20 protein-coding genes and 4 pseudogenes are annotated in these 26,233 nt (G+C 74.0%); 8 read left to right on the top strand and 16 right to left on the bottom strand.

Going from position 1 to position 26,233, the window contains the following annotated elements; all coding sequences use genetic code 11:
• Positions 1–23 precede the first annotated feature (23 nt).
• Together DRB89_RS09450 and DRB89_RS09445 are read right to left on the bottom strand one after the other, a co-directional pair.
• Complete coding sequence (locus DRB89_RS09450; protein ID WP_112446528.1) at positions 24–1,214, bottom strand: glutathionylspermidine synthase family protein; 1,191 nt, start codon at positions 1,212–1,214, stop codon at positions 24–26.
• A 6-nt stretch (positions 1,215–1,220) separates the two neighbouring features.
• Positions 1,221–1,550 carry a hypothetical protein gene (locus tag DRB89_RS09445; RefSeq protein WP_112446529.1) on the bottom strand — a complete coding sequence of 110 codons (330 nt, stop codon included), beginning with the start codon at positions 1,548–1,550 and terminating at the stop codon, positions 1,221–1,223.
• A 115-nt stretch (positions 1,551–1,665) separates the two neighbouring features.
• Between DRB89_RS09445 and DRB89_RS09440 the strand changes: the two genes are divergently transcribed.
• Complete coding sequence (locus DRB89_RS09440) at positions 1,666–2,541, top strand: hypothetical protein (protein ID WP_112446530.1); 876 nt, start codon at positions 1,666–1,668, stop codon at positions 2,539–2,541.
• Positions 2,542–2,612: 71 nt separating this feature from the next.
• Here the strand turns inward: DRB89_RS09440 and DRB89_RS09435 are convergent, their stop codons facing one another.
• Positions 2,613–4,007 (bottom strand): PLP-dependent aminotransferase family protein, encoded by a 1,395-nt coding sequence (locus tag DRB89_RS09435; RefSeq protein WP_112446531.1) that lies wholly within the window; start codon positions 4,005–4,007, stop codon positions 2,613–2,615.
• A 46-nt stretch (positions 4,008–4,053) separates the two neighbouring features.
• Between DRB89_RS09435 and DRB89_RS09430 the strand changes: the two genes are divergently transcribed.
• Positions 4,054–4,551: a carboxymuconolactone decarboxylase family protein gene (locus DRB89_RS09430; protein ID WP_112446532.1), complete on the top strand. Its 498-nt coding sequence runs from the start codon at positions 4,054–4,056 to the stop codon at positions 4,549–4,551.
• Positions 4,552–4,612: 61 nt separating this feature from the next.
• Here DRB89_RS09430 and DRB89_RS44365 read toward each other — a convergent pair.
• Positions 4,613–4,810, bottom strand: a pseudogene (locus DRB89_RS44365) (RNA-guided endonuclease TnpB family protein); the annotation flags it as partial.
• On the opposite strand from DRB89_RS44365, the pseudogene DRB89_RS09420 reads away from it, so the two are divergent.
• Positions 4,810–4,911: pseudogene (locus DRB89_RS09420) on the top strand (transposase); the annotation flags it as partial. The pseudogenes DRB89_RS44365 and DRB89_RS09420 sit on opposite strands and share 1 nt — an antisense overlap.
• A 41-nt stretch (positions 4,912–4,952) precedes the next feature.
• Here the strand turns inward: DRB89_RS09420 and DRB89_RS09415 are convergent.
• From DRB89_RS09415 to DRB89_RS09400, 4 genes are all read right to left on the bottom strand, one after another.
• Positions 4,953–6,674 (bottom strand): hypothetical protein, encoded by a 1,722-nt coding sequence (locus DRB89_RS09415; protein WP_112446533.1) that lies wholly within the window; start codon positions 6,672–6,674, stop codon positions 4,953–4,955.
• A gap of 159 nt (positions 6,675–6,833) precedes the next feature.
• Positions 6,834–7,823, bottom strand: a complete 990-nt coding sequence (locus DRB89_RS09410) for a malate dehydrogenase (protein WP_112446534.1) — start codon at positions 7,821–7,823, stop codon at positions 6,834–6,836.
• 314 nt (positions 7,824–8,137) lie between these two features.
• The gene (locus tag DRB89_RS09405) at positions 8,138–8,599 is read right to left on the bottom strand and encodes a DUF3017 domain-containing protein (protein ID WP_112446535.1); all 462 of its coding nucleotides are present in this window, start codon (positions 8,597–8,599) and stop codon (positions 8,138–8,140) included.
• Positions 8,589–9,452 carry a bifunctional methylenetetrahydrofolate dehydrogenase/methenyltetrahydrofolate cyclohydrolase gene (locus tag DRB89_RS09400; protein WP_112446536.1) on the bottom strand — a complete coding sequence of 288 codons (864 nt, stop codon included), beginning with the start codon at positions 9,450–9,452 and terminating at the stop codon, positions 8,589–8,591. The genes DRB89_RS09405 and DRB89_RS09400 overlap by 11 nt, the downstream gene beginning before the upstream one ends.
• 247 nt (positions 9,453–9,699) lie before the next feature.
• On the opposite strand from DRB89_RS09400, the gene DRB89_RS09395 reads away from it, so the two are divergent.
• Positions 9,700–10,326, top strand: coding sequence for a hypothetical protein (locus DRB89_RS09395; protein ID WP_112446537.1), 627 nt, complete (start codon positions 9,700–9,702; stop codon positions 10,324–10,326).
• 105 nt (positions 10,327–10,431) lie between these two features.
• Here DRB89_RS09395 and purH read toward each other — a convergent pair whose 3' ends face one another.
• Both purH and purN read right to left on the bottom strand, forming a co-directional pair.
• Positions 10,432–12,021 (bottom strand): bifunctional phosphoribosylaminoimidazolecarboxamide formyltransferase/IMP cyclohydrolase, encoded by a 1,590-nt coding sequence (gene purH, locus DRB89_RS09390; RefSeq protein WP_112453160.1) that lies wholly within the window; start codon positions 12,019–12,021, stop codon positions 10,432–10,434.
• 41 nt (positions 12,022–12,062) lie between these two features.
• A complete protein-coding gene (gene purN / locus DRB89_RS09385; RefSeq protein ID WP_112446538.1) occupies positions 12,063–12,686 on the bottom strand; it encodes a phosphoribosylglycinamide formyltransferase in 624 nt (207 codons plus the stop codon).
• Positions 12,687–12,945: 259 nt separating this feature from the next.
• Here purN and DRB89_RS09380 point away from each other — a divergent pair, with 259 nt between their 5' ends.
• Positions 12,946–13,563 (top strand): hypothetical protein, encoded by a 618-nt coding sequence (locus tag DRB89_RS09380; protein ID WP_204357616.1) that lies wholly within the window; start codon positions 12,946–12,948, stop codon positions 13,561–13,563.
• Positions 13,564–13,610: 47 nt separating this feature from the next.
• Here DRB89_RS09380 and DRB89_RS09375 read toward each other — a convergent pair whose 3' ends face one another.
• Positions 13,611–15,341, bottom strand: a complete 1,731-nt coding sequence (locus DRB89_RS09375; protein ID WP_162688517.1) for a DUF6350 family protein — start codon at positions 15,339–15,341, stop codon at positions 13,611–13,613.
• A gap of 119 nt (positions 15,342–15,460) precedes the next feature.
• On the opposite strand from DRB89_RS09375, the pseudogene DRB89_RS09370 reads away from it, so the two are divergent.
• Together DRB89_RS09370 and DRB89_RS45910 are read left to right on the top strand one after the other, a co-directional pair.
• A pseudogene (locus DRB89_RS09370) lies at positions 15,461–15,652 on the top strand (helix-turn-helix transcriptional regulator); the annotation flags it as partial.
• An 888-nt stretch (positions 15,653–16,540) separates the two neighbouring features.
• A pseudogene (locus DRB89_RS45910) lies at positions 16,541–17,341 on the top strand (DNA-directed RNA polymerase sigma-70 factor); the annotation flags it as partial.
• A 101-nt stretch (positions 17,342–17,442) separates the two neighbouring features.
• Here DRB89_RS45910 and sucD read toward each other — a convergent pair.
• The 5 genes from sucD to DRB89_RS09340 form a co-directional block, all read right to left on the bottom strand.
• The gene (gene sucD, locus DRB89_RS09360) at positions 17,443–18,333 is read right to left on the bottom strand and encodes a succinate--CoA ligase subunit alpha (protein ID WP_112446541.1); all 891 of its coding nucleotides are present in this window, start codon (positions 18,331–18,333) and stop codon (positions 17,443–17,445) included.
• Positions 18,334–18,354: 21 nt separating this feature from the next.
• The gene (sucC, locus tag DRB89_RS09355; protein ID WP_112446542.1) at positions 18,355–19,533 is read right to left on the bottom strand and encodes an ADP-forming succinate--CoA ligase subunit beta; all 1,179 of its coding nucleotides are present in this window, start codon (positions 19,531–19,533) and stop codon (positions 18,355–18,357) included.
• Positions 19,534–19,854: 321 nt separating this feature from the next.
• Positions 19,855–21,021, bottom strand: coding sequence for a VWA domain-containing protein (locus DRB89_RS09350; RefSeq protein ID WP_112446543.1), 1,167 nt, complete (start codon positions 21,019–21,021; stop codon positions 19,855–19,857).
• Positions 21,022–21,098: 77 nt separating this feature from the next.
• Positions 21,099–23,411, bottom strand: a complete 2,313-nt coding sequence (locus DRB89_RS09345) for a DUF5682 family protein (protein WP_204357978.1) — start codon at positions 23,409–23,411, stop codon at positions 21,099–21,101.
• A gap of 11 nt (positions 23,412–23,422) precedes the next feature.
• A complete protein-coding gene (locus DRB89_RS09340; protein WP_112446544.1) occupies positions 23,423–24,529 on the bottom strand; it encodes an AAA family ATPase in 1,107 nt (368 codons plus the stop codon).
• Positions 24,530–24,663: 134 nt separating this feature from the next.
• Between DRB89_RS09340 and DRB89_RS09335 the strand changes: the two genes are divergently transcribed.
• The gene (locus DRB89_RS09335; RefSeq protein WP_112446545.1) at positions 24,664–26,037 is read left to right on the top strand and encodes an SWIM zinc finger family protein; all 1,374 of its coding nucleotides are present in this window, start codon (positions 24,664–24,666) and stop codon (positions 26,035–26,037) included.
• Positions 26,038–26,233 lie beyond the last annotated feature (196 nt).

Genomic DNA, 26,233 nt, shown 5'->3' with positions numbered 1-26,233 from the left:
CACCCGGTCACCGCACTAGAGGATCAGAGGATCACGTGGGGCAGGAAGCGGGCGTACTCGTCCGTGACCGGCCCCTCCGATTCGCGGATGCCGAGGCCCGCCGCCTCGTCCTCGACGACCCACGCGCCGAGCACCACCCGGTTGCCGTCGAAGTCGGGCAGCGGGGCGAGTCCCTGGAAGACGTACGTCTCGTCCGGTTCCGGGGCGAAGGGCTCGCCGTCCACGGGGTGCAGGGTGACCCCGGCCCCCTCGCGCCCCAGCAGCGGCTTCGCGACGTAGCCGGTGGTCCGCGCGAGCTCGCGCGGGCCGTCGAGGTAGGCGGGCAGCAGGTTCGGGTGCTCGGGGAAGAGCTCCCACAGGATTGCCAGCAGCGCCTTGTTGGAGAGCAGCATCTTCCACAGCGGTTCGATCCAGGCCGTCGTCCCGCTGCCGCCGCCGTGGTCGTAGGTGCCCAGCACCTGCGGTCCGAAGGCGTCGGTGGCCAGCCACTCCCACGGGTAGAGCTTGAAGCAGGCGCGGATGAAGCCGAGCTTCTCGTCGACGAACCGGCCGGACAGGCTGTCCCAGCCGATCTGCTCCACGGACAGCTCCCGCGCGTCGATGCCGGCCTGCTCGGCGGTCTCCTGGAGGTAGGCGACCGTCATCAGGTCCTCGCCGAGCTCGTCGGTCTCGGAGTGCGCGAAGTGCACCGGGCCGGGCGGCAGCAGCTCCGCCTGGCGGCGCCAGGCCTCGACGAGCCGCTCGTGGAGGGAGTTCCACTGGTCGGCGCCGGGGAACCGTTCCTCCATCCAGAACCACTGCGGGCTCGCCGCCTCCACGAGGGAGGTGGGGGTGTCCGCGTTGTACTCCAGCATCTTGGCGGGGCCGCCGGCGCCGTCATAGCGCAGGTCGAAGCGGCCGTAGAGCGAGGGCTGTTCGGCGCGCCGCCGCCAGGACTCGGCGATGAGCGCGGCGAGCTTCGGGTCGGTGATGCCGAGGTCCGCGAAGCGGTCCCGGTCGACGATGTGCTCCGCCGCCGCCAGGCACATTGCGTGCAGTTCCTCGACGACGTTCTCCAGCGCCTCGACCTCGGGCAGCGAGAAGGAGTAGTACGCGCTCTCGTCCCAGTAGGGGCGCAGCGAGTCGTCGGGGTAGCGGGTGAGGGGGTAGATCAGCCCCTGCGCCTCGACCGTCTTCTGCCAGTCCGGGCGGGGCTCGATGGTGTGGCGCTGCACGCTGGATCAGCCGCCCGAGGAACTCTTGTGGCTGCCGCCGATGCCGCCGCGGGTGACGGCGGACTTGTCGAAGCTGCCGCCGCTGACCTTGTTCTTCGCGACGGTGCCGCCGTAGTAGTAGGCGCCGCGGCCCCCGCTCTTGCACTCCTTGGTGTTCAGCTTGTCCAGGGTGGCGCGGTCCGCGCAGCGCTTGTCGGGCTCGTTGCTGCTGCCGCAGGCCACCAGGGCGGCGGCGAGCAGGCCCATGCCGCCGAGCGCCACGGCGCCGGAACGCATTCGGCGTGTGGTGCGCTTGTTGTCGGTGCTGCTACCGCTGCTGCTACCGCTGCTGTCCATGTGTGGTTCGCTCCCCCTGGGTGGCCGGCTGCCGACAGACTAGAACGGGTCGCGGGGCCGAAGGAATCCGGCCGCCGTGAGTTCGGTGACCTAGAGTCGGTTCGTGCTCATTGGGATGATTTGCGCGCTCGGTGCGGCGGTCTGCTTCGGCACGGCGTCGGTTCTTCAGGCCGTCGCGGCGCGGGCGGCGGAACCGGGAACGGGCTCGGGAGTCGACACCGCCCTCCTGCTGCGGGCCCTGCGCCAGTGGCGCTACCTCGCCGGTCTCGGCCTGGACGGGGCCGGTTTCGTCCTCCAGATCATCGCCTTGCGGCACATCCCGATCTACGCGGTGGGCGCGGCGCTCGCCGCCAGCCTCGCGGTCACGGCGGTGGTCGCGGCGCGGCTGCTGCGGGTGCGGCTGAGCGGTACGGAGTGGGCCGCGGTGGCGGTGGTGTGCGCGGGGCTGGTGATGCTGGGGCTGGCTTCCGGCGAGGAGGGCTCGGGGACCGGTTCGCTCGCGCTCAAGCTGGGGCTGCTGGCGGTGGCGGGGCTGGTGCTCGTCACCGGGGCCGTGGCGGGCGGGCTGCCGGACCGCAGCAGGGCCCTGACCCTGGGTCTGGCGGCCGGGACGGGCTTCGGGGTGGTGGAGGTGGCGGTCCGGCTCATCGACGACATCTCGCTGTCCGCGCTGTCGAACCCGGCCCTGTACGCGCTCCTGCTGGGCGGGGGCGCCGCCTTCCTCCTGCTCACCTCGGCGCTGCAGCGGGGCTCGGTGACCACCGCCACGGCCGGGATGGTGCTGGGCGAGACGATCGGGCCGGCCGTGGTGGGCGTGGCCTGGCTGGGCGACCGGACCCGCGAGGGCCTGGCCTGGCTCGCGGTCGCCGGCTTCGTGGTGGCCGTCGCCGGAGCCCTGGCACTGGCCCGCTTCGGCGAACCCCCGGCGCAGGCGGGCCCGGATCAGCCGGACCCCGATCGGCCGGACCCGGTACGCCCCGACCCCGCATAGCCGGGACCCGCGGACCCGTGTAGCCGGGTCCCCCGGACCCGTGTAGCCGGGTCCCCCGGACCCGCGGACCGTCACGGGAGCGTCGCGACCAGGGCCGCCAGGGTCGCGGACCAGGCGCTCTGGGGCGGCGTACCGAAGCCGACGACCAGCGCCTCGCGCGCCGGCGCCGCGGAGTCCGGGTGGCGGAAGGACGACAGCGGCTGCAGGCCCAGGTCCTGCCAGGCGGCCGCGCGCAGGGCCGCCCGTTCGCCGCCCGGCGCCAGGTCCAGCACCGCGTGCAGGCCCGCCGCGATGCCGGAGACCGCGGCGCGGTCGCCGACGGCCGCCACCAGCTCGTCGCGCCGCCGCCGGTAGCGCAGCCGCATCTCGCGCACGTGCCGGTCGTACGCCCCGGACCGGATGAACTCCGCCAGCGTGAGCTGTTCGAGGGCGCTGGAACTCCAGTCCGCCCGGCTCTTCACCGCGAGCACCTCGTCCATCAGCGGCCCCGGCACGACCATCCAGCCCATGCGCAGCCCCGGCGCCAGGGACTTGCTGGCCGTCCCGAGGTAGACCACCCGGTCCGGGTCCAGTCCCTGCAGGGCGCCCACCGGCTGGCGGTCGTAGCGGAACTCCCCGTCGTAGTCGTCCTCCAGGACCAGCCCGCCCGTGGACCTGGCCCAGTCCACCGCCGCCGACCGCCGCTCGGGCGTCAGCGCGGCGCCCGTCGGGAACTGGTGCGCCGGGGTGAGCAGGACCGCGCCGACCCCCGAGTCCGCCAGCGCGCGCGTGCACGCTCCCGCCGCGTCCACCTCCAGCACCCGCGTGCGCAGCCCCTCCCCGGTCAGCAGGTCCCGGTGCACATCCAGCCCGTACCCCTCCACCGCCACCTCCCGGACCCGGCGCGCCCGCAGCAGCCTCGCCAGCAGCACCAGCCCCTGCGCGAACCCCGCGCACAGCACGATCCGTTCCGGGTCCGCGTGCACCCCGCGTGCCCGCGCCAGGTACCCCGCCAGCGCCTCGCGCAGCTCGGGCCGCCCGCGCGGATCCGCGTACCCGAAGGCCTCGTTCGGGGCCTCGGACAGGGCCCGCCGGGCCGCCGAGAGCCAGCCGGCGCGCGGGAAGCCCCCCAGGTCCGGGGAGCCGGGCATCAGGCTGTACGAGGTCTTCGCGCGCACGGCCCGCCGTACGGGCGCCGCCGGCGCGGGACGCCGCGCCCGGGCCCGCTCCGCGACCCGGGTCCCGGAGCCCTGCCGGGCCGTCAGCCAGCCCTCGGCGACGAGCTCCGCATACGCCTCGGCGACCGTGTTGCGGGCGATCCCGAGATCGGCGGCGAGCGAGCGCGAGGAGGGCAGCCGCAGCCCCGGGGCGAGCCGTCCGCTGCGCGCGGCCTCGCGCAGCGCCTCGGTGAGCCCGGCCCGCAGGCCCCGCCCCGCGGAGAGCTCCAGATGCAGGTCGGCGCCGAAAGTGGCCCAGGATTCCGTCATGGATCTGGACCATACCGGTGGGCCGCCTGCCTCGTACGGTGGGAGCATGAACACCACGGACCGCACGAAGAACGCACCCGAGCACACCCCCCGCATGCAGCTGGCGAAGCTCGCCCCGGACTTCTACAAGGCCGCCGTCGCCCTGGACGCCGCCGCGGCCAAGGGGCTCGACCCGGCGCTGGTCGAGCTCGTGAAGCTCCGCGCCTCGCAGATCAACCACTGCGCCTTCTGCATCGACATGCACTCCAAGGACGCTCTGGCGGCGGGCGAGGACGTGGAGCGGCTCCTGCTCCTCGGCGCCTGGGAGGAATCGCGGCACTTCTACACGGAGAAGGAGCTCGCGGCGATCGAGCTGACGGAGGCCGTGACCGTCCTGACCGACGGTTTCGTTCCCGACGAGGTCTACGCGAGGGTCGCCGCGCACTTCGAGGAGAAGGAACTGGCCCAGGTGATCGCCCTGATCGCCGCGATCAACGTCTGGAACCGCATCGGCGTCACCACCCGCCTGACCCCGGGCCACTACACCCCGGGCATGTACAAGTAGGTCCGCCCCGCCCCTTCAGCCGCCCGGGCGGAAGGCGGACAGGGCGGCCGCGTGGTGCGCCGCCCCAGCGGCGGTGAACGCGGACAACGTTCAGGTCCCGGCCCTGCGGGATGTCCACGGACATCACGGTGCGGAACCGGCCCTTGAAGTCCGGGGCGCCCGCCCGGCCGTCCCAGCAGTTCTTCCACGCCTGGAAGTACGCCTTGAGTACCGCCTGCGCGGCCTGCGCGGGAAGGACGGCCAAAAAGTCGATGTCGCGAACAGGACCACGTGCACCTGCTCGTGCGCTACCAGCCGAAGGTCCAGCTCTCCAAGCTGGCCAACCCCCTCAAGGGCGTCAGCTCCCGGCGGCTACGATCCGCACGGAAGGCTGCGATCCGCCCGTACCCGTACCGCTTCCCTCAGTTGCCACCGCTGGTCCCCCCGCCCTTGCTGTTGGTGTTGTTGCTGCCGCCGACGCTGAAGTCGCTGCCGTGCACCGACTGGATGAACACGCCGCCCTCGGCCACGTTGACGGCGCGGCGCGCGAACTCCTCGGTGTGCCAGCCCGCTTCGTGCAGCGCGACGGTCACTCCCCCGACGACCCGGTCCTGAATGGTCTTCAGGAAGCGGTCGAGGTCCATGAGGTGGAACAGCGAGCCGTCGTCCCGGGAGGCCAGGTCCCGCACCGAGACGCGGGGCCCTTCGGGCCGGGCGCCGCCGTGGCCGGCGGTGGCGATCCGCCACCAGCTCGCCACGCTCCGGCCCAGGGTGGTGACGGAGGCCGCCAGCGAGCCGGGGGTCTTGCGCAGGGCCCACACGGCCTTGCCGAAGCCGCTGTTGTTCCGGTGCCGCTGGGCGTCGGCATCCGCGTTGCGGAAGGCGGTCCGGACGGGCAGCAGCACGTGCGGAGCCACCTCCAGCATCAGCATCCCGCCCTGCGTGTGGACGCGTACGAAGACGGTGACGACGAGGTTCTCGTCCCAGCCGCCGACCCTGACGCGCAGGAAGTGCCGGCGGCGCTCGCCGCCCTCCTCGATGGCGGCGGCCCGCTGGCCGGCGTACTGCCCGTGGACGACCTGGGCGGTGTCCCGGTGCGGCAGGCCGCCCGCGGGCAGGAACACGCACTCGTCGACGACCAGTTCGCGCATCCGGTCCCCGACGGCGGCCTCGGCCTCCGGGGAGCCGTGCGGCGAGGGCACCCGCAGGCGCTCCAGCAGCGGCACGATCCGCCCCACGATGTGGGCGTTGGTGACCGGGGCCGGCTTGCGGTCGGGGCCGAGGTCCTCGCGCGGGCGCAGTTCGACGGACAGCTGCCAGGGCCGGTAGGGATCACCCGCGCCGCAGAACGGGTCGTTGACGTCGTACATGATCATCGGTGCGTGCTGCTCGGCCCGGATGCGCTGGCGGATGCGCTGGAAGCGGGCGCCGTCGAAGGACTCGGCCGGATCGCCCGCGTGGTCGGCGTAGCGGCCCTCGGCGAGGTCGGTGGCGATGGTCCGCAAGACGTGTCCGCGCTGGAACCCCACGACGGTCACCACCGCGGCGAAGACCACCGGCAGCCACCAGAGGGCGGCGGCGCCGGTGACGCCCCCGCCGCCCGGGGAGAACGGCGTGAGCGCCGATCCGCCGAGGTCGTCCAGGAGGCCCGGCAGCGCGAACCCGCCGAAGCCGAGCACCGCCAGGACGGTGGCCAGCACCCACCACACGTAGATCCGCAGGACCACGGACAGCACGCGCAGCACCGGGACGTTCCGGGCGCGCAGCCAGTCGGCCAGGCTCAGCAGCAGGAAGGGGACGACGAGCACGGCGAGGGCTCCGCCGGTGAGCAGGGAGCCGACGAACCAGGCGCCGAGGACGCCGGCCGCCCAGCCGAGCTCGGCGCGGCGGGCGCGGAGCGCGTGGGCGAGCACGCGCGAGGCGTCGTAGCCGTAGGAGGGGGCGACGATCCGCTCCTCGTGGACGTACAGCTCGTCGATGACCCGGTCGCGGTATCCGGCGTCGAGGTAGGTGCCCGCGCACAGGAAGCGGCCGGCCTCGCTGAGGGAGGGGTGCACCGGCGAGCGGCCCGCCCGGCCCGGTGAGGTCGACGCAGGACCCCAGCCGCCGCCGGCGGGCTGGTCGGGAATCGGGATCTCGGTCACCGACCGACCCTAGGAGTCCCCTACTTGGAGCGACAGCAAGAATCACGCCAAAGCGCCCCGGCCTGGTTTGGCCGGGGCGCTTCGATGTTCGCACTGCTTCGTACGGGTCCTACGGGCTCTGCGGGCCGGGAGTCAGGCGCCCGGTCCGTGCGGAGCCGCTCAGATCAGGCCGAGCTCGCGCACCGCGTCGCGCTCCTCGACGAGCTCCGCCACGGACGCGTCGATGCGCGCACGGGAGAACTCGTTGATGTCCAGGCCCTGGACGATCTCGTAGCGGCCGTCCTTGGTGGTGACGGGGAAGGAGGAGATGATGCCCTCCGGGACGCCGTAGGAGCCGTCCGACGGGATGCCCATCGAGGTCCAGTCGCCCGCCGCGGTGCCGTTGACCCACGTGTGCACGTGGTCGATGGCGGCGTTGGCGGCCGAGGCGGCCGAGGACGCGCCGCGGGCCTCGATGATCGCCGCGCCGCGCTTGGCGACGGTCGGGATGAAGTCGTCGGCCAGCCAGGCCTGGTCGTTGACCAGCTCGGCGGCGTTCTTGCCGGCGATCTCCGCGTGGAAGATGTCCGGGTACTGGGTCGCCGAGTGGTTGCCCCAGATGGTCAGGCGCTTGATGTCGGAGACGGCGGCGCCGGTCTTGGCGGCCAGCTGCGAGATCGCGCGGTTGTGGTCCAGGCGGGTCATCGCGGTGAAGCGCTCGGCCGGTACGTCCGGGGCGGCGGCCTGCGCGATGAGCGCGTTGGTGTTGGCCGGGTTGCCCACGACCAGGACCTTGATGTCGTCCGCGGCGTTCGCGTTGATCGCGGCGCCCTGCGGCTTGAAGATGCCGCCGTTGGCGGAGAGCAGGTCACCGCGCTCCATGCCCTTGGTGCGCGGGCGGGCGCCGACCAGCAGCGCGACGTTGGCACCCTCGAAGCCCTTGTTCGGGTCGTCGAAGATGTCGATGCCGGCGAGCAGCGGGAAGGCGCAGTCGTCGAGCTCCATGGCGGTGCCCTCGGCGGCCTTCATGCCCTGAGGGATCTCCAGAAGACGGAGCTTGACCGGCACGTCCGCGCCGAGCAGGTGGCCGGAGGCGATGCGGAAGAGCAGCGCGTAGCCGATCTGGCCGGCGGCGCCGGTGACGGTGACATTCACGGGAGTGCGGGTCATGGCCTTCTCCGTTAGACAGCTGGCGGTGGGGCGTCCCTGCCCCATGTGCTGGGAGGACGCCGCTCCCCGGCCCAGTGAATCTTGACGTGAAGAGACATCCGCCGTCAGGCTATCCGACCTTGGAGCACCCCAATCCCCCGCCCCCTGTGGTGCACGGCACACGGAGCGGCTCCCGGGCGGCCCCCACCAGCGCCCGCGCGGCCCGCGGCGCCCGGGAGAACTCCCCCGTCCGGCGGCCCCCCGCGTACCCGGACTTGACGCCGGGGACCGCGGCGGGCGGCACACCAGCCGCCGCGTGCCGCCCGCCGCACCGCTCAGCGGACCGTGAAGCGGACCGCGCTCTCCAGGAACGGGATGTCCAGCCACGGCTTCGGCTCCATGACCAGCGCGAGCAGCGTGATGGCCACGCCCAGCAGGCCGTACGTGACCATGTCCGTGAATCGGGAGCGCACCGCGAGCATGCCCACGGAGGGCAGCACGCGGCGCAGGACCGCCGCCGCGATCAAGGCGATGCCGATCATCAGGCAGCCGGCGCGCGGGTGGCCCGCGGCGGTGGAGAGCAGGCCGGCCGCCGTCGCGGCGAGGACGGCCAGCATCGGCCACTGGCGGGCCGGCGCGGGGGCGTCGCCGGGCGCGGTGCGGCCGCCGCCCTCGGGCCGGGCGGTGTCCCGGGTGATGGAGGGGAAGCGGCGGGACCTGCCCCCGGCGGCGTCCGCGTCCCCGCCGGCGCCTCCGGGCCCCGCGGAACCGGCGGAGTCGCCCCGCTCAGCCCGCACTGGGGTCGATCCGCTCGGCCGCCTCGACGACGTTGACGAGCAGCTGGGCCCGCGTCATCGGGCCGACGCCGCCCGGGTTCGGGGAGATCCAGCCGGCCACTTCGGCCACACCGGGGTGCACGTCCCCGACGATCTTGCCGTTCTCGTCGCGGCTGACGCCGACGTCGAGCACGGCCGCGCCCGGCTTCACGTCCTCCGGCTTGACCAGGTGCGGGACGCCGGCCGCCGCGACGACGATGTCCGCCTGGCGCAGCAGCCCGGAGAGGTCGCGCGTGCCGGTGTGGCACAGGGTCACGGTCGCGTTCTCCGACTTGCGGGTCAGCAGCAGGCCGATGGACCGGCCGACGGTGATGCCCCGGCCGAGGACCACGACGTGCGCGCCGTTGATCTCCACGCCGTGGTGGCGCAGCAGCTCGACGATCCCGTACGGGGTGCAGGGCAGCGGGCCCGGCTCGTTCAGGACCAGCCTGCCGAGTGACATCGGGTGCAGGCCGTCGGCGTCCTTGGCCGGGTCCATCAGCTCCAGGACGCGGTTGGTGTCGATGCCCTTGGGGAGCGGGAGTTGGACGATGTAACCGGTGCACTCCGGGTTGGCGTTGAGCTCGCGCACGACCTCCTCGATGTCCTCCTGGGAGGCCGTCGCGGGCAGTTCGCGCTGGAGGGAGGCGATGCCCACCTCGGCGCAGTCCTTGTGCTTGCCGTTGACGTACCAGCGGCTGCCCGGGTCGTCGCCGACCAGCAGGGTGCCGAGCCCCGGGGTGATGCCCCGGGCCTTGAGCGCCGCCACGCGGGCGGTCAGTGCGGACTTGATCGCGGCTGCGGTGGCCTTGCCGTCGAGAATCTGGGCGGTCATGGGCCCATCCTCCCGGATGGAGCGGTCGCGGTTCCAGTCGCATCCACCGCACGGCCGGTTCGACTTCGTTGCACTTGCACAACAAGTGACCGCCCGGCCACGTAGCGGCTGGACAAGTCGGCCCCGGCCGGACGACGATGCGAGGAACAGAGTGCCGCGGGCAGTGCCGGGGGGCGGGCCGCACTACTTGCAGCGATCCCTCCGGGCGTGCCGTGCGTCCCCGCACTTCCACGGAGGAACACCCCAGATGAGCTTCGGCGACCCGAACAACCCGTACGCCCAGCAGCAGCCCCAGGGCGGACAGCCCGGCTACGGCTACCCGCAGCAGGCGCCCCAGGGCGGCTACGCCTATCCGCAGCAGGCGCCCCAGGGCTACCCGGGCGTCCCCGGCTACCCGGGCGCTCCGATGCCGATGCCGGGCGGGGTGAAGGGCGCGCGGGTCATCCTCTACATACTCGGCATCCTCCAGGCCCTCGGCGGCGCGGTCGTCATCGTCCTCGGTGCGGTGTTCGCCTCCGAGTTCACGGGCTCCAGCTCCTCGTCGAGCGACGCGGCCGCCGCCGTGAGCGTCGTCTTCGTCATCATCGGCGTCGGCCTCCTCGCCTTCTCGCTGTGGCCGATCCTGACCGCCGCCAAGCTGGCCAAGGGCCGCGGCGGAGTCCGGGTCTCCGGCATCATCTTCGGATCGCTCCAGACCCTCTTCGCCGTGCTGAGCGTGATCGTCAACCTCGTCGCGCTCAGCGACTCACACGCTGCCGCCGGCTCCGCGGTCTCCGTGATCCCGGCCCTGGTGTCGCTCGGCCTGGGCCTGTGGATCCTCATCGGCCTGGCCAACTCGGCCGCGGGCGTCTACTTCAAGCGCCCGCTGTACTAGCACCACCGCCGGTACGAGCGCTCGTACCGGCACCGCGCACGGCGAAGGCCGCGTACCGCACCTGCTGCGGGACGCGGCCTTCGCCGTCTGCGGTACTGCGGGGACTCAGTGGAAGAAGTGCCGGGTCCCGGTGAGGTACATCGTCACGCCCGCCGCCTTCGCGGCCTCGATGACCAGCTCGTCGCGCATCGAACCGCCCGGCTGGACCACGGCCTTGATGCCGGCGGCCGTCAGGATCTCCAGCCCGTCCGCGAAGGGGAAGAAGGCGTCGGACGCGGCGTACGAGCCCTGCGCGCGCTCGGCGCCCGCCCGCTCGACGGCCAGCTTCGCGGAGTCGACGCGGTTGACCTGGCCCATGCCGACGCCGACCGAGGCGCCGTCCTTGGCGAGCAGGATCGCGTTGGACTTGACGGCGCGGCAGGCCTTCCACGCGAAGGCTAGGTCGGCGAGCTCGTCGGCGGACAGGGCCTCGCCGGTGGCCAGGGTCCAGTTCGCCGGGTCGTCGCCCTCGGCCTGGAAGGCATCGGACTGCTGGAGCAGCACGCCGCCGGAGATGGGCTTGAGGTCGCCCGGCTGGTGCGGGTGGCCCTCCACCTTCAGGACGCGGATGTTCTTCTTCTTGGCCAGGACCTCGACGGCGCCCGGCTCGAAGCCGGGGGCGACGATGACCTCGGTGAAGATCTCGGCGACCTGCTCGGCGAGCTCGACGCTCACCGGGCGGTTGACGGCGATGACGCCGCCGAAGGCGGAGGCCGTGTCGCAGGCGTGCGCCTTGCGGTGGGCCTCGGCGACGTCCTTGCCGACCGCGATGCCGCACGGGTTGGCGTGCTTGATGATCGCGACGCAGGGCTCTTCGTGGTCGTAGGCGGCGCGGCGGGCCGCGTCGGTGTCCACGTAGTTGTTGTAGGACATCTCCTTGCCGTGCAGCTGCTCGGCGTTGGCGAGCCCGCCCGGCTGTCCGTCCGTGTACAGCGCGGCGGCCTGGTGCGGGTTCTCGCCGTAGCGCAGGGTCGACTTGCGCTCCCAGGCGCCGGCCAGGAACTCGGGCAGCACGGCCGTGTCCTCGGGGGCTTCCGGGGCGTACGCGTTCGTGAACCAGGAGGCCACGGCGACGTCGTACGCGGCGGTGTGCTGGAAGGCCTCGGCGGCGAGTCGCTTGCGGGCGGTCAGGTCGAAACCGCCGGCGCCGGCGGCCGCGAGGACGGCGCCGTAGCGCGCCGGGCTGGTGACGACCGCCACCGAGGGGTGGTTCTTGGCGGCGGCGCGGACCATCGAGGGGCCGCCGATGTCGATCTGCTCCACGCACTCGTCCGGGGTCGCGCCCGACTGGACGGTCTCGAGGAAGGGGTAGAGGTTGACGACCACGAGGTCGAAGGGCTCGACGCCCAGCTCGGCGAGCTGGTTGCGGTGGTCCTCCAGGCGCAGGTCGGCGAGGATGCCGGCGTGCACGCGCGGGTGCAGGGTCTTGACCCGGCCGTCCAGGCACTCGGGGAAGCCGGTCAGCTCCTCGACCTTGGTGACGGGCACCCCGGCGGCGGCGATCTTCGAGGCGGTGGAGCCGGTCGAGACGAGCGCGACACCCGCCTCGTGCAGACCGCGGGCCAGCTCTTCCAGTCCCGTCTTGTCGTAGACGCTGATGAGCGCGCGCCGGATCGGGCGCTTCGACGCGGTGAGGTCGTCGCTCTCTACGGTCACGATCTCTGCGGTCCCTGCGGTCCCTGCGGCCTCTGCGGCGGTCACTGGATTGTTACCTTTCGTCCCTCGATGCGGTAGCCGTGCCGGGCCAGGCGCCCCACGACGTCGACGAGCAGCTCGCGCTCGACTTCCTTGATCCGCTCGTGCAGAGCGGCTTCGTCCTCTTCGTCCCTGACCTCGACGACACCCTGGGCGATGATCGGACCGGTGTCCACGCCCGCGTCCACGAAGTGGACGGTGCAGCCGGTGACCTTCGCGCCGTAGGCGAGTGCGTCCCGGACGCCGTGGGCGCCCGGGAAGGCCGGGAGGAGGGCGGGGTGGGTGTTGACGAACCGGCCGCCGAAACGGCCGATGAACTCCGGCCCCACGATCTTCATGAACCCCGCCGAGATCACGAGGTCCGGCGCGTGGGCGGCGGTGGCCCCGGTCAGGGCCTCGTCCCAGTCCGCTCGGCTCGGGTAGGCCTTGACCGGGCACACGAAGGTGGGGATCCCGGCCTTCTCCGCGCGCTCCAGGCCCGCGATGTCCTCGCGGTCGGCCCCCACGGCGACGACTTCGGCGCCGAAGCCCTCGGCTCCGCCGGGGTGGGCGTCGATGGCGTCGAGCAGGGCCTGGAGGTTGGTGCCGGAACCGGAGACCAGCACGACCAGGCGGGAGGCGGCCATGGGAGGCCCTTTCTCGAGCGGGGGCGCCTCCCGGCGTGAACTGGGGGCGCGTCGTTCGTCTTGTGTGATCGCATGAAACTTCGGGTCGCCGAAATACGGGGGACCATACGAAGCCACCGAACGCCTGCAACGATACCGGCACACCGGACGGCCCCCGAGGGACGGGGGCGCGGGCGGGCGGTAGCGTCTGGCATACATGCCGCAAACAGGCCTCCGACGTCCCAGTGACGTCCACGACACAGGGGATGAAACACACCCGATGCCGGATCGCCGCCAGCCCGACCCCTCCACCGACGACAACCCCTTCGCGGCGCCCCCGGAAGGCCGGCCCGACCAGCACTGGGAGCCGCGCTCGAGCGGTGACGGCGGCGGCCCCGGCCAGGGGCCGACCGAGGACCCCGGGTCCGGGCCGGCGCGCTGGGATCCGAAGGACCCGATCCAGCGGCGGGCCCGGTACGCGCTGCTCGCCGGCATGTGGGGCTTCTTCTTCGGGGTCTTCGGCATCCCGTCGGTGGGACTGCTGCTGGGCGCGCTCGCCCTGTACTGGGGGATCAGCGCGCTGCGCGGGGCTCCGGCGGAGCCGTCCGCCGGGGCCGGGCGCGAGGGCGCTGACGGCCCGGCGGCCGCCCCCGCCGCCGCCCAGGGCGGACTGGCGGCCCTGGGGGCCGCCGCCCGGCCCCAGCGGACGGCGGCGGTGAGCGGGCTGGTCACGGCGACGCTGGCGGTGCTGCTCGCGGTGTCCTCGTACGCGGTGCAGATCGCGTACAAGGACTTCTACGTCTGCACGCAGGACGCCTTGACGAAGTCGGCGGAGCTGCAGTGCAACGACATGCTGCCGGACAACTTCATCGGCAAGATGCTCCAGGTCCAGCGCTAGACCGGCTCTTTCGGTCTTGTCGCCCGGCAAGATCCGAAAGAGACGGCCTAGACCGGCTGCGGGTCTTCCTCGACAGGGGCGGGCTCCGGCGCGGGTTTGCGGCGGGCCAGTACGCGGGCGCCGGCCACGGGCGGGACCAGCGGGGCCGAGGGTGCCGCTACGGGCGCCCCGGCCGGCGGCGGCGGTGAGGGCGGCTCGGCGGGCAGCGCGGGGAGCGGGATCGGGGTCAGGTCCAGCTTGAGGCCGGGCATCACCAGCACGGGCCGCTTCGGCGGCGCGGACGCGGGCGCCGCCGGCTCCGGGACCGGACCCGCCGGCGGACCCGGCACGGGCCCCGGCATCGGACCCGGCGGGGCCGTCAGAGGCCAGGGGGAACCCTTCGGAACCGCGGGCGGGGCCTGCTCCGGGGGCTGGGCCGGCGTGGAGGAGAAGTCCGGGATCAGGGTCCCGGCCGCCCGGCGCAGGGCCGCCCAGCGGACCTCCCGTACGCCGCTGTCGTGCCAGCGGTCCTCGCCCCCGGCGCCGGCCGCCCGGGCCAGGGCCCGCGCGGGGCGGTTGCGCCACCCGTGCAGGGCCACCGCCAGCGGGACCGCGAGCGCGAGCGTCCAGGCCAGGGCGGCTCCGCCCGCCTGCCACCACACGGGGCCGAAGGCGGCCAGTTCCCGGGAGCCCAGCGGCCCCGCCGAGGCCGCGGCGAGCCCGGCCGCGGCCAGGGCGCACACCACCGACCCCAGGGCCGCCGTGAGCGCGGTCTCCCCGTACGAGACCTCGCGCGCCCGGCGCACCGTGAACCAGCCCACCGTCAGCCCGGCCGCCACCGGAACCACGGCGACGGCCCAGGTCAGCGGCGTGCCGGGGCCGTCCGGGGGCAGGGCCGCGAGCAGCGGGAAACGCGGCAGCGCGGGCGAGCCGCCGAAGCCGAGCGGGGTCGCGGTGGCCCCGGTGCCCAGCGCGAAGCCGGGACCGAGGGTGTAGGCGGCGCCCCAGACGACCGCGTTCGGAACCAGCGTGAGGGCGAGCAGCAGCACCGCGAAGCGGCCCGACCAGCCGCCGGTCAGCGCCACGAAGGAGCCCTGCACCTCCGCCCCGTGCCAGGCCAGGGAGGCGCTGACGACCAGGGCCCCGCCGCCGAGGAGGACCAGCACCCCGGCGGCGCCGGCGCGCAGCGCGAGCGCGTAGCGGGGGCGGGTGAGCCGGCCGGGCAACTGCCCCAGCGGGCGGCCCCGGGCCTCCCAGACCCCGCCCGCGGCGGCGAGGGCGGCGACCAGCGGCAGGTGCCAGGCCGCGCTGAGCGGGTCGGCGGGCATCGGCCCGGAGGCCGCGTACACGGTGGCCAGCGCGCCGACGCCGAGGTAGCCGCAGAGCACGGCGGAGAACACGACGCCGGCCGGCAGCGGCTCCGCGGCGCGCGGATCCTCCTCGATGGTGCTGCCGAGCCGGGCGGCGCGCCGGATGAGCAGCGCGGGCAGGGCGATGAGCAGCAGCGGGATCACGCCGACGGGTGCGGGCACCCCGGAGAGGGTCTCGTAGCGGACCAGCTCGGTGCCGTGGGCGAGCAGCCAGAGGCCCGCGGCGAGGTGCAGGGCGCCGCCGGGGCCGCTGTCCGGGTAGGGGGAGCTGATCCACAGCACGATGACGAGCACGGCGAGGAAGCCGAGCCCCAGTCCTGCCGCGACGGCTCCTCCCGCGACGCAGGCGGCGGCCGCCGGCGAGCGGCGCCGGGCGGGGGCCCTTGGGGCCGTTGGCAACGGGGTCCCGCGTTCGGTCACTTGGGTCACCCCGCCATGGTGCCAACGACACGCGCTATGGGCGGGTAACAGGCGAATGACCGTGGTGTCGCTCAATATACGTTTATGTACTTTTTCGCTCAGGGCGTCCGGGTCGCGGGGAGTGTGGCATGACACAAAGCGTCACGGAGCTGGGCCTCCCCACCCCGAAGGAACGCCGGCGCCTGCGCGAAGCGGCCGAGCTGACCCACGACGAGGTCGCGGCGGCGGTGGGCGTCACACCGACCACGGTGCGCTCCTGGGAGACGGGCCGCACCGACCCCCGGGGCCGCAAGCGCGAGGCCTACGCGAAGCTGCTGGCCCGCCTCTCGGCTGCCGCCGGCCCGGAAGGGGGCGCGGACCCGGCGGACGGGGAAGCCGAAGCGGCAACCGGCCCGGACGGGGCGGTGGCAGACGCGGTGTCAGCCACCGGCACCCGGCCCGGACGGGACGGGGCGGCCGGATCGGCCGGATCTGACGGATCGGCCGGATCGGCCGAAGGCGCGTCGGTCGGCGGGGCCGGGGCCGCAACCGGCGCGCCCGGCCGGGTCCCAGACGTGACGTCAGAGCGGAGCGCCCCGTCCGGCACGGACACCGCCCTGGAGCCGGCCGACGCGGACACGGATGCCGAACCCGACGCCGATGAGGTCGAGGCGGCCGGCGCGAACGAGGGCCGGTTCGGGCTGCGCCTGCGCGGTCTCGCGCGGCCCGTCGGGGCGCAGACCCGGCCCAAGCCCGCCGCCAAGCGCGCCGCGAAGCCCCCCGTCGGGGTCCTCCGCCACGAGGCCAAGGCCACGGTCATGGCCGCCGCGGGCAGCGGTGGCGGCCTCACCGCCCTCCGCCCCGGCGGTTCGATGCCCCCGGGCACGGACGCGGGTCCGGACACCGGCGCGGCGGGCACGGGCGCGGACGCGGCCCCGGGCCCGGACACCGGCGCGGGCCCGGACACCGGGACGGGCCCGGACACCGGCACGGGCACGGGCCCGGACACCGGGACGGGCCCGGACACCGGCACGGGCGCGGGGCCGGACCCCGGCACGGGCACGGCCGAGGGCCCCGCCGCGGAGACCGATCCCGGTGCGGGGCCCGCCGGAAGCACCGGCATCGCCGCCGTCACCACCGCCGCCGGCGAGGGGCCGGAGGCCGGGGCCGGGCCGGACGGCACCGCGCCGGGCGCGGACGCCCGTACCGCCCCGCAGGACGGCGCGGTCGAGGCCTTCGACGCCCTCTACGCCCGCACCGCCCCCGCGCTGGCCCGCCAGGCCTACCTCCTCACGGGCCGCCGCGCCCTCGCCGAGGAGGCCGTCGAGCACGCCTTCCAGCAGGCCTGGGAGCGCTGGCCCGAGGTCGCCACCGACCCGGATCCGGTCGGCTGGGTGCGCGCGGCGGCGTACGAGTACGCGCTCTCCCCCTGGCACCGGTTCAGACGCGCCCACCGGCACGCCGACAAGCCCCCGGCCGACCCCGCCGATCGCGTCCTCCTGGACGCGATGCTCACGCTGCCTCCGGCCCACCGCCGCACGGTGCTCCTCTACGATGGCGTCGGCCTGGACCTCCCCGACACCGCCGCCGAGACCGAGGCCTCGACGCCCACCGCCGGCGGCCGGCTGGTCAACGCGCACGCCGACCTCGCCGACCGGATCCCCGAGCTGGCCGACGTCGCGCCCGAGAAGCAGTCCGCGCTGCTGCGCGAGCGGCTGGGCGGCCTGCAACCGCCCGGACGGCTGGAGCCGCGCGCGGCAGCCGTCGTACGGGCGGCCGGGGAGAACCGCAACCGGCTGTGGACCCGGGCGGTCATGGGGGTGACGGCGGTCATCGCCGCCGCCACGGCCTATACGGCGGTGACCGCGCCGACCGAGTACGAGCCCCCGCGCGCGCCCGGCGCGAACGTGTCGGGCGTACCCCCGCACAGCGGACCGCAGCAGCTCAGCGACGAGGGCCGGCAGCTGCACGACAAGCTCGCCTCCGACCCCGCGGCCGGACCCGCCCGGGTCTCGCCCAAGCCGGAGTGAGCGGGCACTGAGAACGGGCGTGGCCCGCACCCCTTCGCAGGGTGCGGGCCACGCCCGTTCTCGCGTACGCCGTACGCCGTACGCCGTGGCGCACGAGGCGACTACTGCGCGGCGCTGAGGATCTCGCGCGCCAGCTTCGCCGTCTCGGTCGGCGTCTTGCCGACCTTCACGCCCGCGGCCTCGAGGGCTTCCTTCTTGGCCTGTGCGGTGCCGGAAGAACCGGAGACGATGGCGCCTGCGTGGCCCATGGTCTTGCCCTCGGGGGCGGTGAAGCCCGCGACGTAGCCGACGACCGGCTTGGTGACGTGCTTGGCGATGTAGTCCGCCGCACGCTCCTCGGCGTCGCCGCCGATCTCGCCGATCATGACGATCAGGTCGGTGTCGGGGTCCGCCTCGAACGCCTCGAGGGCGTCGATGTGCGTGGTGCCGATGACCGGGTCGCCACCGATGCCGACGGCGGAGGAGAAGCCGATGTCACGGAGCTCGTACATCATCTGGTAGGTCAGCGTGCCCGACTTGGACACGAGACCGATGCGGCCGGGCTTGGTGATGTCGCCCGGGATGATGCCGGCGTTGGACTGGCCGGGGGTGATCAGACCCGGGCAGTTCGGGCCGATGATCCGCGTCTTGTTGCCCTTGGAGGTCGCGTACGACCAGAAGGCGGCGGAGTCGTGCACCGCGATGCCCTCGGTGATGACGACGGCCAGCGGGATCTCGGCGTCGATGGCCTCGACGACCGCGGACTTGGCGAACGCCGGCGGGACGAAGAGGACGGAGACGTTGGCGCCCGTCTTCTCGATCGCCTCGGCGACGGAGCCGAAGACCGGGACCTCGGTGCCGTCGAAGTCGACGCTGGTGCCGGCCTTGCGCGGGTTCACGCCGCCGACGATGTTGGTGCCGTCAGCCAGCATCAGCTTGGTGTGCTTCATGCCCGTGGCACCGGTCATGCCCTGGACGATGACCTTGCTGTCCTTGTTGAGGAAGATAGCCATGTGAGTCTGTGACCTCTGCCCTTACTTCGCAGCCGCGAGCTCGGCGGCCTTGTCGGCCGCGCCGTCCATGGTGTCCACGCGCTGGACCAGCGGGTGGTTGGCGTCCGAGAGGATCTTGCGACCCAGCTCGGCGTTGTTGCCGTCGAGGCGGACGACGAGCGGCTTGGTGACCGCCTCGCCCTTGTCCTCGAGCAGCTGCAGCGCCTGGACGATGCCGTTGGCGACCTCGTCGCACGCGGTGATGCCGCCGAAGACGTTGACGAAGACGGACTTGACGTCCGGGTCGCCGAGGATGATCTCGAGACCGTTGGCCATGACGGCGGCGGAGGCGCCACCGCCGATGTCCAGGAAGTTGGCGGGCTTGACGCCGCCGTGGTTCTCGCCGGCGTACGCGACGACGTCGAGGGTGCTCATGACGAGACCCGCGCCGTTGCCGATGATGCCGACCTCGCCGTCGAGCTTCACGTAGTTGAGGTTCTTCGCCTTGGCGGCGGCCTCGAGCGGGTTCGCGGCCGCGTGGTCCACGAACGCCTCGTGGCCCGGCTGGCGGAACTCGGCGTTCTCGTCGAGCGAGACCTTGCCGTCGAGCGCGATGACGTCGCCGTTGGCGACCTTCGCGAGCGGGTTGACCTCGACGAGGAGCGCGTCCTCGGCGATGAAGGTCGCCCACAGGGTCACGAGGACCTCGGCGACCTTCTCGGCGACCTCGGCCGGGAACTGCGCCAGCGCGACGATCTCGCGGGCCTTCTCGATGGTCACGCCCTCGTTGGCGTTCACCGGGACCTTGGCGAGCTTCTCCGGGGTCTCCTCCGCGACCTGCTCGATGTCCATGCCGCCCGCGACCGAGGCCATGGCCAGGAAGGTGCGGTTGGTGCGGTCGAGGAGGTACGAGACGTAGTACTCCTCCAGGATCTCCGGAGCGGTCTCGGCGATCATCACCTTGTGGACCGTGTGGCCCTTGATGTCCATCCCGAGGATGTCCGTCGCACGGGCGACGGCCTCGTCCGGGGTGGCGGCGAGCTTGACGCCACCGGCCTTGCCGCGGCCTCCGACCTTCACCTGCGCCTTGACGACCGACTTGCCACCCATGCGCTCGGTGGCCTCGCGGGCTGCCTCAGGCGTGTCGATGACTTCACCGGCCAGCACCGGTACACCGTGCTTGGCGAAGAGGTCCCTCGCCTGGTACTCGAACAGGTCCACGCGCGTCCGTCCCTTGTCTTTTTTAAAGATTCGCAGTGATTCGCGGTTGTCTGCTATCTGCGTGGGCGTGCCGCGGAGGGCAACGTGACGGCGCTGTCACAAGGAAGGCGCACACGGTGACCGTGGACGCGGCATGTCCGTCCCGCAGGTTATCCCCGTGGGACGTAGGTCCCTAAATCGCAGATCACACCTGAGCGGTGATACCTGTCACAGATCGCCTCACGGTTGAACTGCATCTTCGTGCGATCTGCCGATGGGCAGGCGCTCGTACGGGTCCCCGCGCGGCCGCCCGGGAGCGGGCTGCCGGGGCGGCCGGTCCGGTCACGGGACGGGCAGCGGGCGCTTCTCCAGCGCCGCGGCCATGACCTCCGGGAACAGGTCGGGGGTGCACGCGAAGGCGGGGGCGCCGAGCGCGGCGAGGGCGGCGGCGTGTTCGCGGTCGTAAGCGGGGGCTCCCTCGTCGGACAGGGCGAGGAGGGTCACGAACTCCACCCCCGCGGCCTTCATCGCCGCGACCCGCTTCAGCATCTCGTCGCGTATGCCGCCCTCATAGAGATCGCTGATGAGGACCACGACGGTGTCCGCGGGACGGGTGATCTTCGACTGGCAGTAGGCGAGCGCGCGGTTGATGTCCGTGCCGCCGCCGAGCTGGGTGCCGAAGAGCACGTCGACGGGGTCGTCGAGCTGGTCGGTCAGGTCCACGACGGCGGTGTCGAAGACGACCAGCCGGGTGGCGATCGACCGCATCGAGGCGAGCACCGCCCCGAAGACGGAGGCGTAGACGACGGAGGCGGCCATCGAGCCCGACTGGTCGATGCACAGCACGACCTCCTTCTTCACCGACCGGGCGGCGCGGCCGTAGCCGATCAGCCGCTCGGGGACGACGGTGCGGTACTCGGGGAGGTAGTTCTTCAGGTTGGCCCGGATGGTGCGGTCCCAGTCGATGTCCGCGTGCCGGGGCCGGCTGATCCGCGCGGACCGGTCGAGCGCGCCGGTGAGGGTGGCCCGCGTCTTGGCCGCGAGTCGCTTCTCCAACTGCTCGACCACCTTGCGGACCACCGCGCGGGCCGTCTCCCGGGTCGTCTCGGGCATCGCCTTGTTGAGCGAGAGCAGGGTGCCGACGAGGTGCACGTCCGGCTCGACGGCCTCCAGCATCTCCGGTTCCAGCAGCAGCGCGGACAGCCCCAGGCGCTGGATCGCGTCCCGCTGCATGACCTGCACCACGGAGGTGGGGAAGTACGTCCGGATGTCCCCGAGCCAGCGCGCCACGTTCGGCGCGGAGCCGCCGAGCCCGGCCGACCGCTCCCCCTTCCGCTTGCGTCCGGCGCCGCCGTTGCCCCCGTACAGCGCCCCGAGCGCGGCGTCCATCCCGGCGTCCGCACCGGTCAGCGTGTACCCGGTCCCGTCCGCCTCGCCCCCGCCGAGCACCATCCGCCACCGCCGCAACCGCTCCTCGCCTACCACTGCCGCGCTCCCCGTCCCAGCCATCTGCCCGTCCCCTTCTCTCGTTCTCTCGTTCTTTCGTTCTCCCGTCACGACCACCACGCCGGCCCGCCCTGCCCCGGTCAGGCCGGAGCCGCCGCCAGGAGGAGCCGGACCAGGTCCACCACCGCGTCCGCGCGGACCGGGTCCAGATCGGGAGCGAAGCCCGCCGGAGCCGAACCGCCGCCCGCCCCGGCGGGGCCCGCCGCCGGGCCGCGCCGGACCAGCTCGCCCAGGGTCCGCTTCACGCCCGCCTCGTACGCCCCGAACGTGCGCCGCAGCAGCGGCAGTACGTCGACGAACGCCCGCTCCGGCACCGACACCAGCCAGGTGTCGATCAGCCCCAGCAGCCGGTCGTCGTGCACCAGCAGCGTGCCGCCGCCCGAGCCGCCGCCCGCGAAGCCCTCGATCCAGCCCGCCGCGTCGGCCGGGGCGGACGCCGGGGACAGCGACAGCCCCATCAGCCGGGCCGTCTCCTCGGGCGGCAGCCGCCCGTCGTCGAGCAGCAGCCGCGCCGCCCGGCCGCGGATCAGCCCGGGGACGGTGTCCCGTCCGGCCAGCGTCCGCAGGACCGCCGACCAGCGCTCCCGCAGGCCGCCCGGCTCCTCCTCCGAGCACAGGAGCCCGATGGCACCGTGCACCCCGTCCACCTGCCCCCGCAGCTCCGCCGCCGCGTCGGCGTCCAGCCCGGCCGCGCAGGCGGGCGGCAGCGCCACGCATATTCGCTCCGCGAGCCCGGCCGCGACCGTCCCCAGCGCCGCCGCGTCGGTGCCGCGCACGTCCCCGTACCGCAGCGAACGGGCCAGCGCGGGCAGGGCCTTCGCCAGGCCCGCCACGTCCGTGTCCAGGGCGGCCCGGTCGGCGAGGGCCCGCAGGACGGCCGGCAGGGCCTCGGAGAGCCCGGCCAGCAGGCAGTGCTCGGCCAGGGCGGTGATCTCGCCCAGCTCCCCGGCGGCCGCCGCGTCGGCCTCGGCCTTGGCGGTGGCCGCCCCGAGGACGGTGGTCCCCCAGATGCCGGCCTCGGCCACCCGCACCGCGAGCTCCGGCTCCCAGCGCAGGCGCCAGGTCTCCCGGAAGGTGCCCGTGCTCCCCCGCGAGGCCACCGGGACGCCCCAGCCGATGCCGAGCAGCCGCAGCCGGTGCAGCAGCAGGGACTTGGCCGTGTCGGTGTCCTTGCGCAGGTCGAGCTCGAGCTCGCGGTCCTGCGCTTCGGCCTTGAGGCGCAGCGAGCGCTGCAGGCGGTTCAGGTCGCGCTGGAGCGGTACGACGGGCGCCGCGTCCGGGACTTCGCCGAGCACGTCGCCGACGACGAGCCGGTCCTCGATGAGGGCGAGCGGTATGTCGGAGCCGTCGCACATCACCGCCCGGACCGCTTCGAGGGTTTCCGTCAGGCCCGCCACGGGCCGGCCCCGCATCGCGGCCAGGGTGTCGGCGAGCCGGACCGCTTCGATGACGTGCGCCGGGGAGACCTGCCGGTCCTCCTCGCGCAGCAGGCCCGCGACCTTGGTCAGCCACCGCTCCACGGGCCGGTCCGGGGCGGTGAAGAGGTGCGCGTACCAGCCGGGTGAGGTGATGCCCGCGCCGTACCCGCCGGCCCGGGCCAGGCGCCGGTGGGTCCAGGGGACCCAGGTGGTCTCCACCTTGACCTTGGGCAGTCCGGTCAGCAGCGCCTTGTCCGCGGCGGCGGTGGTCTTCGCCCGCAGGGCCGGGACGTGCCAGGCCCCGCAGACGACGGCGTACGCCTCGCCGAACTCGCGGCGCGCGGCCCGCATCCGCTGCCGCATGTACGCCTCGCGAACCAGGTCCCGGTGGTGGCCGCCGTCCCCGTACTCCTCTCGCAGGGCGCCCATGGCCTCCCCGAGGGCCTCGAACACGCCCAGCGGGTCGGCGTCGGGACCGGCCGTGCCCCGGTGCTCCACGACGTCTTCCCACCAGCGCTCGGGGTCGTCGTACCCGGCGGTCTCGGCGAGCACCGCGAGGGGGTCCAGCCGGACGGGGTCGGACGCGCCGCCGTCCCCCTCCCCGTCCGCCGGCGCGGCCAGCGAGTGCGCGGCGGGGAGGTCGATGAACCGGACCGGCACGTCCCGCTCCTGCGCCCACCGGATGGCCGCCCACTCCGGGGAGAAGCCGGCCAACGGCCAGAAGGCGGCCCGGCCGGGATCGTCCGCGGCGTGCGCGAGCAGGGCGACGGGCGGCCGCATCCCGGGGGCGGCGGCCAGCGGCAGCAGGGCGTCCCCCTCGGGCGGCCCCTCGATGAGCACCGCCGCCGGCCGGCCCGCCTCGAGGGCGGCGCGCACCGCGCGGGCCGACCCCGGGCCGTGGTGCCGTACGCCCAGGAGCAGCGGCCCCCGCACCGCGGACCGCGGCGGGTCCTCGGCCTCCCGGGGGCCCTTCACGGTCGGCGTGCTCACGCGGTCACCTCCCGGCAGGCGCGGTAGAAGTCCTTCCAGCCGTCGCGCTCGCGGACCACCGCTTCCAGGTACTCCTGCCAGACGACCTTGTCGGCGACCGGATCGCGCAGGACGGCCCCGAGGATCCCGGCGGCCACGTCGGAGGAGCGCAGCACGCCGTCCCCGAAGTGGGCGGCCAGGGCGAGGCCCCCCGTGACGACCGAGATGGCCTCGGCGGTGGACAGGGTGCCGCTGGGCGACTTGACCTTCGTGCGGCCGTCGTCGGTGACACCGCCGCGCAGCTCCCGGAAGACGGTGACGACCCGGCGGATCTCCTCCAGGCCCTCGGGCGCGGCGGGCAGGTCGAGGGCGCGGCCCATCTGGTCGACGCGGCGGGCGACGATGTCGACTTCGGCGTCGGCGGTGGCGGGCAGCGGCAGGACGACGGTGTTGAAGCGGCGGCGCAGGGCGCTGGAGAGCTCGTTGACGCCGCGGTCGCGGTCGTTGGCGGTGGCGATGAGGTTGAAGCCGCGCACGGCCTGCACCTCCTGGCCGAGCTCCGGTATCGGGAGCGTCTTCTCGGACAGGACGGTGATGAGGGTGTCCTGGACGTCGGCGGGGATGCGGGTGAGCTCCTCGACGCGGGCGGTCATGCCCTCGGCCATGGCCCGCATGACGGGGCTCGGTACGAGGGCTTCGCGGCTGGGGCCGTGGGCGAGGAGCCGGGCGTAGTTCCAGCCGTAGCGGATGGCTTCCTCGGGGGTTCCGGCGGTGCCCTGGACGAGGAGGGTGGAGTCGCCGCTGACCGCGGCCGCGAGATGCTCGGACACCCAGGTCTTGGCGGTGCCGGGGACTCCGAGGAGCAGCAGCGCGCGGTCGGTGGCGAGGGTGGTGACGGCGACTTCGACGATGCGGCGCGGTCCCACGTACTTGGGCGTGATGACGGTTCCGTCGGCGAGCGTGCCCCCCTGCAGGTACGTCGCCACGGCCCACGGGGAGAGCTTCCAGCGGGCCGGGCGGGTCCGGTCGTCGGCCGCGGCCAGGGCTTTCAGTTCGTGTGCGAAGGCGTCTTCGGCGTGCGGTCGCAGTGCCTCTGCGGTGGTCTCGTTCCCGGTCGTGTCCATGGTCCCCCTCCAATGCTCCGCAGCCGCTTCCGGCTGCTGTGAACACGATGCACCCGACCACTGACAACGGGCCTCGGGAGATGGGTTGTTGCAGGTCAGAGCGATTGTCAGTGGGGGTCCTTACGGTGGAACACATGACTGAGCAGGGGGTTCGCTGGACAGCGGAACAGGTACTGGGTCTGGCTCCTGACGACGCGTCGCGCAAGGCGGGGGCCAGACTCGGCGGAGGGGGGCCGTGGTCTCAGACCGGAGGTTCCGCTTCCGGTGCGGTGTGGGGGTTGTGCAAGGGCAGCGGCAGCAAGCCGTACCGGACCGTCGTCGATCTGGCCGGTCCCGCCTACAAGTGCTCCTGCCCGAGCCGGAAGTTCCCGTGCAAGCACGCGCTGGGGCTGCTGCTGCTCTGGGCGGCGGAGGGTTTCGGCGATCCGGCCGGGGCTCCGGACTGGGCGGCCGAATGGCTCACGGAGCGGGCGGCGAAGGCCGCCCGGCCCGCGGCCGGGCGGTCCGCCGAGGGGCCCGCGGACGCGGAGGCCGCCCGCCGGCGTGCGGAGCGGCGGGCGGCCCGGATCGGCGCGGGCGTCACCGAGCTGGAGCAGCGGCTCGCGGATCTGGTGCGCGGCGGGCTGGCCGGCCAGGAGCAGGCGGGATACGCCGCCTGGGAGGAGACGGCCGCCCGGATGGTCGACGCGCAGGCGCCCGGACTGGCCGGGCGGGTGCGGGAGTTGGGGACGATACCCAGTTGCGGGTCCGGCTGGCCCGCACGGATGCTGGAGGAGGCCGCGCTGCTGCACCTGCTGGACCGGGCCTGGCTGGGGGTGTCCGGACTGCCGGAGCCGCTGGCCGCGACGGTCCGCAGCAGGGTGGGGCTGCAGAACGGGGCGGAGGGCGAGGCCGTACGGGACCGCTGGCTCGTGCTGTCCCAGTACGACACGGCGTCTCCCGACGGCCGGCTCACCACCCGCCGGATATGGCTGCGCGGGCTGGCGAGCGGGCGGTCGGCCCTGGTCATGGACTTCGGCCCGCCCGGGCGACCGCCCGGGCTGGCGCTGCCCGTCGGGCTGGTGCTGGATGCGGAAGTCCGCTTCCGGCCCGGCTCGGCGGGGCTTCGGGCGGACCTCGGAGAGCGGTTCGCCGCGGCCGAGCCGTGCGGGGCCGTGCCGCAGGGCATGGGCACGGGCGCGGCGCTCGAGGCGTACGGCGCGGCGCTGCGCGAGGACCCCTGGCTGGATTCCTGGCCGGTGGTGCTCGAAGCGGTGGTTCCGATACCGGGGGGACAAGGGGGAGGAAGAGCGGGGGAAACAGCCTGGCAACTGGCGGACGCGGAGGGGACGTCCGCCCTGCCCGTGCCCCTGACCGGGGCCGGGAGCCGGCCCCTGGCGGGGCTTTGGCAGCTGGCCGCGCTGTCCGGGGGCGGGCCGGTGACGGTGTTCGGCGAGTGCGGACACCGCGGATTCACCCCGCTGACGGCCTGGCAGCCGGACTCTCCGGAGCCGGTGGCGCTGGCCTGAGCGGGTGCGGGGGGAAGAAGCGACGGCGCGGGGGCGCCGGCGTGCTCGAACTACGAGGCCGGGGGGCTTTTGTGGACGACAACCACGCCAGTTGAGAGCTGCACGACCGCGGCCGCACGACCAGCGGCCTCGGGGGAAACGCGAGCTGCTCCGGTCCCGCGGAGGGGGCGGGACCGGAGCACGGACACGAAGAGCA

This window comes from Streptomyces sp. ICC4 (assembly GCF_003287915.1).
Lineage (GTDB): Bacteria > Actinomycetota > Actinomycetes > Streptomycetales > Streptomycetaceae > Streptomyces > Streptomyces tritrimontium.
Note: the sequence above shows the minus strand (reverse complement) of the source record. Positions and strands in the feature narration are given on the sequence as shown.

What these genes read in the sequence shown, in the direction of transcription:
- DRB89_RS09340 (WP_112446544.1), bottom strand. Translation starts at nt 24,529, where the DNA reads ATGGACACGACCGGGAACGAGACCACCGCAGAGGCACTGCGACCGCAC.
- DRB89_RS09435 (WP_112446531.1), bottom strand. Translation starts at nt 4,007, where the DNA reads ATGACGGAATCCTGGGCCACTTTCGGCGCCGACCTGCATCTGGAGCTC.
- DRB89_RS09410 (WP_112446534.1), bottom strand. Translation starts at nt 7,823, where the DNA reads ATGACCCGCACTCCCGTGAATGTCACCGTCACCGGCGCCGCCGGCCAG.
- DRB89_RS09400 (WP_112446536.1), bottom strand. Translation starts at nt 9,452, where the DNA reads ATGACCGCCCAGATTCTCGACGGCAAGGCCACCGCAGCCGCGATCAAG.
- DRB89_RS09380 (WP_204357616.1), top strand. Translation starts at nt 12,946, where the DNA reads ATGCCGGATCGCCGCCAGCCCGACCCCTCCACCGACGACAACCCCTTC.
- DRB89_RS09350 (WP_112446543.1), bottom strand. Translation starts at nt 21,021, where the DNA reads ATGGCTGGGACGGGGAGCGCGGCAGTGGTAGGCGAGGAGCGGTTGCGG.
- DRB89_RS09430 (WP_112446532.1), top strand. Translation starts at nt 4,054, where the DNA reads ATGAACACCACGGACCGCACGAAGAACGCACCCGAGCACACCCCCCGC.
- sucD (WP_112446541.1), bottom strand. Translation starts at nt 18,333, where the DNA reads ATGGCTATCTTCCTCAACAAGGACAGCAAGGTCATCGTCCAGGGCATG.
- DRB89_RS09445 (WP_112446529.1), bottom strand. Translation starts at nt 1,550, where the DNA reads ATGGACAGCAGCGGTAGCAGCAGCGGTAGCAGCACCGACAACAAGCGC.
- DRB89_RS09440 (WP_112446530.1), top strand. Translation starts at nt 1,666, where the DNA reads ATGATTTGCGCGCTCGGTGCGGCGGTCTGCTTCGGCACGGCGTCGGTT.
- purN (WP_112446538.1), bottom strand. Translation starts at nt 12,686, where the DNA reads ATGGCCGCCTCCCGCCTGGTCGTGCTGGTCTCCGGTTCCGGCACCAAC.
- DRB89_RS09395 (WP_112446537.1), top strand. Translation starts at nt 9,700, where the DNA reads ATGAGCTTCGGCGACCCGAACAACCCGTACGCCCAGCAGCAGCCCCAG.
- DRB89_RS09335 (WP_112446545.1), top strand. Translation starts at nt 24,664, where the DNA reads ATGACTGAGCAGGGGGTTCGCTGGACAGCGGAACAGGTACTGGGTCTG.